The sequence below is a fragment of the Thermoanaerobaculia bacterium genome (assembly GCA_035593605.1).
Lineage (GTDB): Bacteria > Acidobacteriota > Thermoanaerobaculia > UBA2201 > DAOSWS01 > DAOSWS01.
The window spans coordinates 12,036-23,398 of the sequence record DAOSWS010000009.1; the positions used below are offsets into that span (position 1 = coordinate 12,036).

General features: G+C 53.6%; 11 protein-coding genes. 5 read left to right on the forward strand and 6 right to left on the reverse strand.

The genetic code is table 11. The annotated features are described in order from the left end of the window. Nucleotides 1–12 precede the first annotated feature (12 nt). From PLD04_05900 to clpB, 4 genes are read right to left on the reverse strand one after another with little or no spacing between them, the layout of a single operon-like run. Nucleotides 13–570, reverse strand: coding sequence for a ribonuclease H-like domain-containing protein (locus PLD04_05900; GenBank protein ID HXK67857.1), 558 nt, complete (start codon nucleotides 568–570; stop codon nucleotides 13–15). Continuing rightward, the gene (locus tag PLD04_05905) at nucleotides 558–1,295 is read right to left on the reverse strand and encodes an HAD-IA family hydrolase (GenBank protein HXK67858.1); all 738 of its coding nucleotides are present in this window, start codon (nucleotides 1,293–1,295) and stop codon (nucleotides 558–560) included. Before PLD04_05905 ends, PLD04_05900 begins: the two co-directional genes overlap by 13 nt. Before the next feature lie 60 nt (nucleotides 1,296–1,355). Further along, nucleotides 1,356–2,666, reverse strand: coding sequence for a trypsin-like peptidase domain-containing protein (locus tag PLD04_05910; protein ID HXK67859.1), 1,311 nt, complete (start codon nucleotides 2,664–2,666; stop codon nucleotides 1,356–1,358). Between the two features lie 2 nt (nucleotides 2,667–2,668). Beyond that, nucleotides 2,669–5,272 (reverse strand): ATP-dependent chaperone ClpB, encoded by a 2,604-nt coding sequence (clpB, locus tag PLD04_05915; protein ID HXK67860.1) that lies wholly within the window; start codon nucleotides 5,270–5,272, stop codon nucleotides 2,669–2,671. A gap of 368 nt (nucleotides 5,273–5,640) precedes the next feature. Between clpB and PLD04_05920 the strand changes: the two genes are divergently transcribed. The 4 genes from PLD04_05920 to PLD04_05935 all read left to right on the forward strand — a co-directional run bounded on the left by PLD04_05920 (nucleotide 5,641) and on the right by PLD04_05935 (nucleotide 8,834). After that, nucleotides 5,641–6,237, forward strand: a complete 597-nt coding sequence (locus PLD04_05920) for a hypothetical protein (GenBank protein HXK67861.1) — start codon at nucleotides 5,641–5,643, stop codon at nucleotides 6,235–6,237. Nucleotides 6,238–6,310: 73 nt separating this feature from the next. Then, entirely contained in the window at nucleotides 6,311–7,456 is a 1,146-nt protein-coding gene (locus tag PLD04_05925) for a L,D-transpeptidase (GenBank protein ID HXK67862.1), read from the forward strand. Further along, complete coding sequence (locus tag PLD04_05930; protein HXK67863.1) at nucleotides 7,453–8,181, forward strand: L,D-transpeptidase; 729 nt, start codon at nucleotides 7,453–7,455, stop codon at nucleotides 8,179–8,181. Before PLD04_05925 ends, PLD04_05930 begins: the two co-directional genes overlap by 4 nt. Further along, on the forward strand, nucleotides 8,181–8,834 hold the full coding sequence (locus PLD04_05935) for a hypothetical protein (GenBank protein ID HXK67864.1): 654 nt from the start codon (nucleotides 8,181–8,183) through the stop codon (nucleotides 8,832–8,834). The genes PLD04_05930 and PLD04_05935 overlap by 1 nt, the downstream gene beginning before the upstream one ends. 16 nt (nucleotides 8,835–8,850) lie before the next feature. Here PLD04_05935 and PLD04_05940 read toward each other — a convergent pair whose 3' ends face one another. Then, the gene (locus PLD04_05940) at nucleotides 8,851–9,162 is read right to left on the reverse strand and encodes a TlpA disulfide reductase family protein (protein HXK67865.1); all 312 of its coding nucleotides are present in this window, start codon (nucleotides 9,160–9,162) and stop codon (nucleotides 8,851–8,853) included. Nucleotides 9,163–9,174: 12 nt separating this feature from the next. Then, nucleotides 9,175–10,182 carry a hypothetical protein gene (locus PLD04_05945; GenBank protein ID HXK67866.1) on the reverse strand — a complete coding sequence of 336 codons (1,008 nt, stop codon included), beginning with the start codon at nucleotides 10,180–10,182 and terminating at the stop codon, nucleotides 9,175–9,177. Between the two features lie 90 nt (nucleotides 10,183–10,272). Here PLD04_05945 and PLD04_05950 point away from each other — a divergent pair, with 90 nt between their 5' ends. Continuing rightward, nucleotides 10,273–11,361, forward strand: a complete 1,089-nt coding sequence (locus PLD04_05950; protein HXK67867.1) for an efflux RND transporter periplasmic adaptor subunit — start codon at nucleotides 10,273–10,275, stop codon at nucleotides 11,359–11,361. Nucleotides 11,362–11,363 lie beyond the last annotated feature (2 nt).

An 11,363-nucleotide genomic window follows, 5' to 3' on the forward strand; every position in this document is an offset into this window, starting at 1 on the left:
GGAGCTGATCCCTCAGGACCAGTTTACGGGAACACGCACAATCTGTCCATCCCTTTCAGGAAAGAGAAGATAGCCGTGGTCCCGCCCGTAGAGATAGAGATCCCGCGTAATCCGAACATCTTCCTTGCAATAGTGGATCAGGTCATCCCATCGGCCTTCCCGGTACCAGCGAAGGGCTTCCAGGCCGTCCCCCGCCTTGGACTCTCCCAGGGTTGCCCCGGCAAGCTTGTTCAGGGAGGGCCGAAACCCGAGAGGTTTTTTTGCTTCTCCCATAAGATCGAGAGTCTTGAATCTTGGAGCAGGAACGGGTAAATAGGGACCGAGAACAGGGATATCAAAACCATCCACATTGAATCCGATTAAGAGTGATGCCCTGAGTAAGTGGCGAACCAGGCCCTCGATCTCGTCATCCCGGTAAACATGGTAGGTGTCATCCGAGAAGTCATAGACGACACCCAGTGAGATACCCAGATCCTGCATCCTGTCCCTTCCGCCCACTTCCGCAAAAGATCGTTTGGTTTCAAGATCGAAGACAACTCTGGGCAGGGGAGCGAGATTCATCTGACCCATTCAATCACCTCCTCCAGTGAATGGACGACAGGAACCCGTCCGTTTCCGAGCCCCTTTCTGTCCAGCAGGAGGGCCTGAAACCCTGCACCGACAGCCCCCATATAATCGTCATGAAGGCTGTCGCCGATGTGGAGACATTGAGTGGGGGTTACATCGAAGGCTCGAGCAGCCATTAGAAAGATTTCCTTTGCCGGTTTTGCGACCCCGACCATACTGGAAATCAGGATCACCTGGAAAAACCGCGTTAGATCGAGGGAGTCCAGAATCGATTTCAGGCTTGAATCCCAGTTCGAAATAATTCCCAGAGAGAGGCCGTTTCGGGAAAGTATTTCCAGTGTATGTTCTGCTGCCGGATATCGTTCCCACGTTTCCGGTCGACGGAAGATCTCATAGAGATCGTTAAAACAACCATCGGGATCCCGTACGGTGCCGAATGCCTTCATGACCGAATGAACGAAATCCTGCCAGAACACCCTTTCCCCGCCGGGATAGTAGGTAAACTTATCCATACCCACTTCAAACCTTGCGTTAAAAGCGGACCAGGTAGCTTCAAAGACTTTTTCGACTTCTTCCTCACGCACATTCAGTCCCCACTTCCTGAAGGTGCGGGCATAGATGGTGGATGCGGATTCGACCGGCTTCAGCAGCGTATTGCCCGCATCAAAGAAAATGACGCGGACCCGGGTGGAGTCGGAGAGTTCAGATGGGGAAGAAACCTGTACCATGCGTGTATGGGTAACAAGTCCGCGGGGTCGAGTATTCCGGTTTGCATCCGAGAATAAGGATCAAAGGGGAAACCTGAGGTAATACCCCCTCTGTCCATGCCGCACGGTGAGAACCACAATGGGATCGTTCACCAGCTTAGCCATGGCCGCATTGACTTCTTCCCTTGTTTCCACTCGGACTCCGTTAATTCCGGTCAGCAGATCTCCGGATTCGATGCCGTACCGATCGGCATATGACCCTTTCACTACATCTGAAATCACAAGCCCGACCCGAAAGGATTCCTTGATCTGTATTCCCACGCTGGTTTCCAGTAATGTCTCACCGAGATCTGCTGGAGGCTCGGATAGCTCCAGGATCCGCTCCAGGCTCTTATTTCCCCTGCGCAGACTGATGGAGAGCTTACTGCCGGGTAGAGAGGAGCTGAGAGCTGTAAACCAGTCCTCAGGGCGCCGTACGGTCTGCCCGTTGACCTTTTCAAGGATGTCACCCGGTTTCAGGCCGGCTCGCTCCGCGGGAGATCCGGCATAAATCCGTTCAACCAGAACTGTTTCTCTCGAGCCTGGTCGCCTTTCCGATTCCCCCTTTCCGGCCGATTCGACCTTGAGTCCCGTCCAGATCGGACGAACTTCCCCATACTGGATCAGGTCTTTGACTACACGCTTGACTCGATCTACCGGAATGGCAAATCCGATGCCTTCTGCACCTGAAATGATTGCCGTATTAATACCGATCACTTCCCCCAGAATATTCACCAGAGGTCCACCGGAATTTCCCGGATTGATCGCAGCATCGGTCTGAATGAAATCGGAATAGACCTGTCCGTCTTCATTTTTCACTGTTCGGTTCAGTGCCGATACAACACCTGTGGTGACTGTGTGACTTAATCCAAAGGGGTTTCCCATGGCAATTACGGGTTCTCCGATCATGAGATCCGAGGAAGTACCCAGCTTTGCCGGTGGAATATCGGTATTCCAACCCGAAAGTTTCAATAGGGCGATATCCGAGGGAACATCCACCCCCAGAACTTCTGCTTTGTATTCCTTTCCATCCGTTGTTGTGATGAAGATGGAATCGGCTCCCTGGATAACATGGGCATTGGTGACGACCGTTCCGCTGCCGGTCACCACGACGCCCGTTCCAAGGGATTCTGAGGTATGCTGCCGCTCATATCCCGGGAGCCGGTCAAAAAAGAAGAGATCATAGAAGGGAGAAACCCGCTGAGTCACAATGGTCTCCGCGGCAATGTTCACGACGGATGGGCTTACCGATTCCACAACCTGGACAACCGCATCCCTTCGGACAAACGGGTTGTCCGCCATCATGGGAATGGCAATCAGCATCATAATCAAGAAGTATCGGATCGTTTTCATGATCAGACCTCCTGGGGTCGAGGTTCTCCGGGGTTCACGGTCAGGCCCTCTCCGTTTTCAGACCGGTCAATGCGCAAATTCTCTCCTTCCCGGATAGAACCATCAATTATGGAACGGGCCAGAATGTCCATCAATTCCCTCTGAATCAGCCGTTTCAATGGCCGAGCCCCGAAGTGGGGATCAAATCCACGATCGGCAAGATAGTCTCTGGCAGATTCCGTAATCTCTATATGAATACGCCTTTCCTCGATAAGCCGTTGGATTCGTTCAAGCTGAAGATCCACGATCTTCCGGATATCTTCCCGCTCCAGGGCGCCAAAGATGATCACGTCATCCAGGCGGTTCAGGAACTCCGGCTTAAAGGTTCGATAGAGCGTGTCGCGGATATGCCGTTCGATGGCCTCCCTCTGTCCCGAATGATCCAGGATAAATTGGGACCCGATGTTCGATGTCAGAATGACCAGGGCGTTTTTAAAGTGCACGGTCCTTCCCTTCCCATCGGTAAGACGCCCGTCATCCATGATCTGTAGAAGAACGTCAAAGACCTCTGGATGCGCTTTTTCAATTTCGTCAAAGAGGATGACCGCATAGGGCCGGCGACGAACCGCTTCTGTCAATATTCCCCCCTCATCGTACCCCACATAGCCCGGCGGGGCTCCAATCAGTCGAGCCACCGAGTGTTTTTCCATATATTCCGACATGTCCAGCCGGACCATGGCAGCTTCGTCGTTGAACAGAAACTCGGCCAGTGCCCGGGCCAGTTCGGTCTTACCTACACCCGTAGGCCCCAGAAAAAGAAAGGAACCAACGGGGCGATTTGGATCGTTTAACCCCGCACGGGCGCGTCGAACGGCGTCCGAAACAGCACGGACTGCCTCATCCTGACCCACGACTCTCCGGTGCAGCGTTGCTTCCATGTCCAGAAGTTTCCGGCTTTCCTGCTCCAGCATCTTTTGCAGGGGAATCCCCGTCCACCGGGAAACGACGTCGGCAATATCCTCTCCATCGACGGAATCACTCAGGAAGGAACTCTCTTCCTGGATGGAGTCGAGCCTGGCGTTAGCGTCCTCCAGCTCACGATTGAAACGCGTGAGTTCACCATATCGAAGTTCTGCAGCCCGCTCCAGAGCGCCCTCCCGTTCAGCAATTTGCGCCTGGTTTCGCGTATCTTCGATCTTCTGCTTGAGATCCTGGATCTTCTGAATCATCTCCTTTTCCCGCTGCCACGATGCGGTCTGGGTCAGAAGATCTTCCTTCAAATCAGCGATTTTCCTTTCAATCTCCTCTCTTCGATGGGTGGCCTCCTTCCCCGTCTCCTTCTTCAATGCCTCTCGCTCGACCTCCAGCTGAATGACCTTTCTCTGAATTTCATCGATGGATTCGGGAAGGGAGTCGATCTGCATTCGCAGCCGGGCCGCGGCTTCATCGACGAGGTCGATGGCCTTATCCGGAAGAAACCGCTCAGGAATGTAACGCTGTGAGAGCGTTGCCGCCGCAATGATGGCCGAATCGGTAATCTTCACACCATGGTGGATTTCATACCTCTCCTTTAATCCCCGCAGAATCGATATCGTATCCTCCACGGAGGGCTCATCAATATAGACCGGTTGAAATCTCCTTTCCAGAGCCGCATCCCTTTCAATATGTTTCTGGTATTCGTTCAGCGTCGTTGCCCCGATCGCCCGTAATTCTCCGCGCGCCAGAGCCGGCTTTAACATATTGGACGCATCCATGGACCCCTCCGCACTCCCCGCTCCGACCAGGGTGTGGAGCTCATCGATGAAGAGCAGGACGCGACCCTCTGAGGACTGGATCTCCCGGATAACCGCCTTCAACCGCTCCTCAAACTCTCCCCGGTATTTGGATCCGGCCACCATGGCTCCCAGGTCCAGAGCCAGAAGGATACGGTTCTTCAGGTTCTCGGGAACGTCTCCGCGGGCAATCCGCTGCGCCAGCCCTTCGGCGACCGCCGTCTTTCCGACGCCGGGCTCACCGATCAGAACGGGATTGTTTTTCGTTCTTCGGCACAGAACCTGGATTACCCGCCGGATTTCGTCATCCCGCCCGATGACAGGGTCCAGTTTGGACCGGCGGGCCAGCTCGGTCAGATCCTGGGTATATTTCTTCAGGACATCAAAGGTGGCCTCGGGGTCCTGACTGGTGATTCGCTGATTTCCCCGTATGGTTTTCAAGGCTGCCAGGAGACCGGCTTCGGTTACACCGGACCGCGTAAGGGCCATGTGGACTCTGCACCGGGCAGACCTCGTCATGGCCAGAAGAACGTGCTCTCCGGAAAGATATTCGTCTTTTAATTCCGTGGCTACCTTTTTGGCGGCCTGTAAGACCGTTGTCAGTTCCTGGCCCATGTAGAGCTGTCCACCCTGAACCGATGGATGGTCATCCAGAAGACGATTCAGATCCCGAAGCAGCAAACCTCGATCCGCTCCCAGTCGGTCCAGAAGGGAAGGGACCACTCCTTCCTTCTGCAGAATCATCGCAATCAGGAGATGATCACTTCCGAGTTCCTGATGATTTCGCTCAGCGGCGACCTGCCGGGCACTTTCCATGGCTTCCTGCATTCGTACCGTAAATGTATCCCATTGCATGGGCTTCCTCCTAAAGGTTTCGTACACTACTATAATGGAATCTATGTTAACTCTTGTCAAGTTTATGAATTTTATATAATACACATATTTTATATTATACATATAAGATCACAACGGGCTCCGGGAAATCCACGGTCAATCTCTCTCACTGACAGCGATGCTCCTTCGTCCCGAATGGATCCATCTGTCCCCATTGACAAAATGAAATTTCTGCATAATGTAATGCTATGCCGATAATAACCTGTTTTTTCAGGGAGTAGAGATCGGCACTACTCCGGATATTGTCCATTCGAATCCAACTCAGTTTTTCATGCGTCGAAACGGTCCCACGCCCATGGCGGGTTACCCGTTCGAGCAAGGAGGAATATATGAAACGTGTAGGTATCGTACTGGCGGTCATCGTTCTTCTTGGACTTACATCCTGCGCCAAGGTCCCACAGGAGACCATTGACGGTGCCCGGGCCGCCCTCGATTCCGCCCGCAAAGCAGAAGCTTCCCTGTATGCCCCGGATGCTCTTAAGGCCGCGGAAGCCAAGGTTGCCGAACTGGACACCGAACTGGACACCCAGAAGGCAAAGTGGTTTAAAAGCTACGCCAGAGTGAGCGAACTTGCGGCTGAAGTCACAGCGACAGCACAGAAAGCGGAAGACGAGGCACTGGCGGGGAAGGTTCGCGCCAAGACCGAAGCGGAAGCAGCACTGGCCGGTGCCGACACCGCCCTCACGGAAACCCGGAACGCCCTCGCTTCGGCTCCCAGAGGAAAGGGTACGAGCGCAGACCTGGCCGCCCTGTCCGGAGACCTGGATGCCGCCTCAGCCACCCTGGATGAGGCTCGGAGCGCCATGGAAACAGAAAAGTACCTGGATGCCAAGGCAAAGGTGGACAGTGCCATGGAAACAATCTCCCGCGTCACCACAGACATCGAGAATGCCAGGGCTATGATGGCCGCGGCAAGAAAGAAGTAAGTTTGAACGAAGCTCATGTCGATATGGGGGTGGGAATCCCACCCCCATATTCTATTTTTCTCCAGACAAAACGATGAAATTCCCTTGGTTTCACGTCGTGTTCCTTCTTTTTGCAGGAACCTTTCTCTTCCTGGGACTTCATCTGGTGACCCTGCGATGGGAGCGATGCGTCAATCGTCCCACACCGGAACAGGTATACCAGGTCCGATTCCTGTTGAACCAGTCCAGGGAATGGGGCAGTTCGGAATCTCTCCTTCATCAGGATGAGCTGAGGAATCGAGAATTTCATAAGCTCGAATCCGATTTCGCGACTTATCTCACTTGCTCTCCCCTCTCCCGGGATGACAGAGAGATTCTGATGCAATGGCACACCCTGATGAAGGAAACCCTTACCCTTTTGAAAACAGCCCGCAACCTCCATCGAAATCGCGTAGAAGCGCTTCTTCTTCAAGCCGGCGGGATCGAAGCCATGGTGAAAACCACCCGAAAGATCCAGGATCACGGAACGGTGAGCCCGGAGTTCCGCAGGCATTTGGCCCGGGCAAAAATACTGCTTCATCAGGCAGAATCCTGGCTTCGTCAGAAGGAACCCGGGAAGGCCGAACCCCTTCTCGTCGAATCCAGAAACGAAATTCTGCAGGCCAATGAAACCGGTCGAGCCGTCCTCTCCCGGTTTCTCGATCCGGAATATCTTTCCTGGTGTAAGAACCTGGTTCAGGCCGCTTATGCAGCCAGCCTGAATCATCACCTGGCGATTTTAATCCTCAAAGACGATCGCCGGATGGATCTTTTGTCGAACGGTCGGATTCTGAAATCCTTTTCCATTGAACTGGGACCCCAGGCCCTCAAACGGAAACTTCGATCCGGAGACCTGGCCACACCCGAGGGCAGCTATCATATCACTCAGAAAAAGGGTCATGGAAAAACGGTTTATACGCTTGCTCTTCTTCTTGATTATCCAAATTCCCAGGACCGCGAACGATTCAAAGAAGCCAAAGCACGGGGGGAAATCCCGCACAATGCACGAATCGGGGGCCTGATTGAAATTCACGGGAGTGGAGGACGCGGGTACGATTGGACCGAAGGTTGTGCGGCTCTTTCCGACGAGGACATGAAATGGCTCTTCCATCGCGTTCAGGTGGGAACACCGGTCTTTATCGTGGGCACGGACGGGGTTCAAAATTCAATTTCTAAAACCCTGCAGAGTCTGGGACCATGAAATATTCCCTGTTTTTTTCAAAACTGCTTGAGCGAATATACAGCATCCTTCAGAGATTCCTGACAATCGCGACATCCCGGCGCGCCATTCAGGGTCTCATGATCACAGCTGCTGCCGCATGGCTCCTTCTTCTAACTGTTTGGCTGGGTTCCTATCGAACCCTGGAGCCTCAGGATATTCAGGAAAAATTCTTCCAGTTTCCGCAATCCGTCGATCCCGACCCGAAGACAGAAAAAAAGATGGAACGAAAAGCCCTGCGGGTTCTCCAGAACGTCCGGCCCAGGGGGACTTTTGTGGTCATTGACCGGGTACACAACCGTCTCTGGGTCCGAAAGGGAGATCACGTTATCATGGAGGCAGAGGTCTCCGCGGGAGCTGGATCCATCCTGGATGATCCATCGTCGGACCGATCCTGGGTTTTTGATACCCCACGGGGTAGATTCTCGATTGTCAACAAGCGTCAGAATCCTCTCTGGACGGCACCGGACTGGGATTACATCGAACGAAACGAACCCCTTCCGCGATCCCATGCCGATCGAATTCAGCCCGGAGTTCTCGGGGAATTCGCTCTGGATCTGAATATTCCCAACTATATGATTCATGGAACCCTCTATTCCCGGCTTCTTGGAAGAAACGTGACCCATGGCTGTATTCGCGTGGGACGTGACGATCTGAGGGTTCTGTGGCAGCGGGTCCCGATCGGGTCTCCGGTCTTCATCTTCTGATGATGCGCACCCTGGCCTTGATTTTCTTCGTTTTTTTCTTGACGCCGATCCACGCCGATGAAGCCCGGGCTCCTTCCCCTTCCGGCATTCCAGTAAGCGAGGAAGCTGAGATGGCCGCATCCGGAGACTTTTACTACACGCTTCATCTGAACGAATCCTACCTGGCTCTCTGCCATTCCGGAGTAGAACTGACCCGCTATTCGATCGATTCTCTGACCCTGCGGGAACCCCGCTTTTTCCGAACCGTCGGCAATGCCGGAATGTCCTATCCCAACCTCTGGACCGACAGCTCACTCTATCCTGAATGGACCCTGCGTCGTGTGACCATCGTTCCGGGAGATGAAAGCACCCGACCCTCACCTGACGTGGCGGGGATCATTCCGCCCACGATGGAAGAGCTGATTCCCGTTCCGGACCGATTTGAAATCAGGTACCGGGAAGATCACTGGATTCGGTTTTCTCTTCAAGGTGAGATTCCCGGGTCAAAAAAACCCTTTGAGTCATTGTCAAACCGCCTGCTTCGATGGATCCGGAACCTCAACCCATCTCCTCCTCACAAGGGAATGAGAATTGACATCGTCCTGAGCGGAACAGAGGGAGCACGGCTGTACCGGTCCTATGTGGACCACAGTTCCCTTCTCATCCTGCCCTGAACCCTGCAAGGAACCGTCAGGACTGGTTCAGAATGGAATCGATCTCCTTCTGGATCGTTTCTTCATCTCCGGCTTCAAAGCCCAGGTGGTAATAGAGGATCTTACCCTTACCATCCAGAATGAAGCTTGTAGGGAATGCCCGGACCCTGTACAGGTCCTTCACTACGTCAGGTCCATTTTCTGAAGCTTCCAGAAAGTGAAAGGTAAGGCCGTGTTCCGAAATAAAATCCTTCGCACGCTGTGTGTCTCTTCTTCCTTCAATGGCAATAACGCTGACTCCCTTATCCTTTCCACTTTCCCATATCGGTTCCAGGCGTGGCAACTCCACGCGGCAGGCAGGTCACGTGGGAAACCAGAAGGTCAACAGTGTCGCCTTCTTTCCTCTCAACTCCTGGAAGTCACGGGAAGCTCCATCATATCCTGAAAGAGAAAAATCGGAAGCCAGCGGAGCCCGTTCCTCGCGAAGATTCTCGACGTACTGATCAAAGGTGTCTGCGGGCGCAGGCTCCCTTTCATAAATCTCTCGCAAAACATCGAGAGCAGCTTTATCTCCCGCAAAAACAGCATCGGGAATCACCGATTCCCGTGCTTCCTCCACCCGTCCCATCGCAAGCAGGGTCCGACCCCGGTAGACGTTGAGGGGATTCTCCCCCACGCCCACCAGGCTGAAGGTTTCAACCTCTCCGGCCTTCTGGAAGGTGTTCAGTGCATCATTAAACTTATTCAAATGAAATTGAGCCCATCCCTTCAGAGCCAGGCTCTCGGCCTTTCGTCTTCCCGCATAGCGCTCCAGGCGCTCCGGGGTAAAGTCATAGTCAGGGTAGTCCTTTTGAAAGGCTTCCGGTGTCGCGAAGTTCAAAGCCGCCTCTACATTGGAGAGGACGTAGTTCCACTGATCACAGGATTGACAGGCATGGGCTACCCGGATGAGTTCGTCATAAGAAAGCCCGGCATCCTTTGCCAGCTTCCCAGCCAGTGTTTCTATATCCCCACAGCGTTCCAGCCGGCCCAAGGATGAGATTTTCAGGACCTGGATCATTGTTTTACTGGTTGAGGCGTGGACCCTGGGTTCCAGAATCTTCATGTACGTGAGAAACCCCTCCGCATCCCCGCCTTCGTCTACCATGTAGTAGTAGAGAGTGTCCAGAATGTCAGGAGTGTGGTCGCTATCCGGGTAAAGTGCGAGAAAATCTTTAAAGATTTTGATCTTCTCATCACTCTTCTGGGCCTTTCCATATGCTTCCTCCGCCTTTGCATAGGCCTGATCAATTGCGGCTTTCGTGGGGCCGCATCCGGAAAGAAAAACCTGAAGTAAACATATCATGACAAATACTGCAGAACGGCTCATGGGACCTCCTTAGAAAACTTTCCCATTGTATCATCTCAATCATATTGGCCATATTGGAACTTTCTTTGCTTTAATCCGTATATTTTCGATATGAAAACCATCATGTCCATAGTCGTTGTGCTTTCGATTCTTGCCTGCGGTCCCCGGCACGGTTCGGAAGCAGGAAAAGAAGGAAATAAAAAGGAAGAAAAACCCCCTCTCGTCGAGGTCGAAACTGTCACCAGCGGCCCCATCCGGCATGTAACCGCAGTCACAGCAACACTTGAAGCCGAACGGAGAGTGGAAGTCGTGACCGAAACCATGGGGGTCGTAGAGCAGATCCTTACCGAAGAGGGTCGAACCGTTCAGACGGGGGAAACTATTGCCATCCTGAAACACAGGGATGAAGAGATCGCCCTGGAAAGGGCTCAGGTCGAATATGACCACCAGTCCCGCGAGCTGGAGAGGAACCGAAAACTCTTTGAACAGGGTCTGCTTTCGCCGGAATCGATGGCACAGACCACATATCTTTATGAACAGTCGCGCGTGGCTCTGGATGACGCAAAGATGCGCTTGAATAAGACCTACATCACGGCACCCTTTCACGGGATCGTATCCCGCCGTCACATTTACGTGGGTCAGCACGTCCAGGCTCTCTCCCCCCTCTTCACTCTGACGGACAGCGACCCTCTTCTGGCAAGAATTTTCCTTCCGGAGGAAACAGCCTCGAATATCCGGGTCGGTCAGGAGGTAAAGGGTCTGGCGAGGGAAGGCGCGGTTTCATTCCTGAGCCGCGTCCTGCGCATATCACCCGTTGTGGACTCTCAGACCGGCACGGTCGAGATCGTATTATCCATTTCCCGGGCACCGGAACAGCTTATGCCCGGTTCTTTCGTTACCTTTGACGTGGTGGACAAGGTAAAGCCCGCCGCAACCCTGGTGCCCCTGCGTGCCCTTGTATCGGAGCTGGACCAGACATGGGTATTCACGGTGAACGATAACGTCTCCCATAAACGGGATGTGAAGATCGGCTGGAGGAATGGCACCGTTGCAGAGATTCTGGAAGGGGTTGAGCCCGGGGAGAAGGTTGTCACCGTAGGCAAGGAAGGGCTGAAGGAAGGGACAAAGGTCACTCTTGAGGCTGCCGCCCCGGCACCACCCGAAACGGAGGAAGATCAGGACTCCGCATCCGGAGAATAACC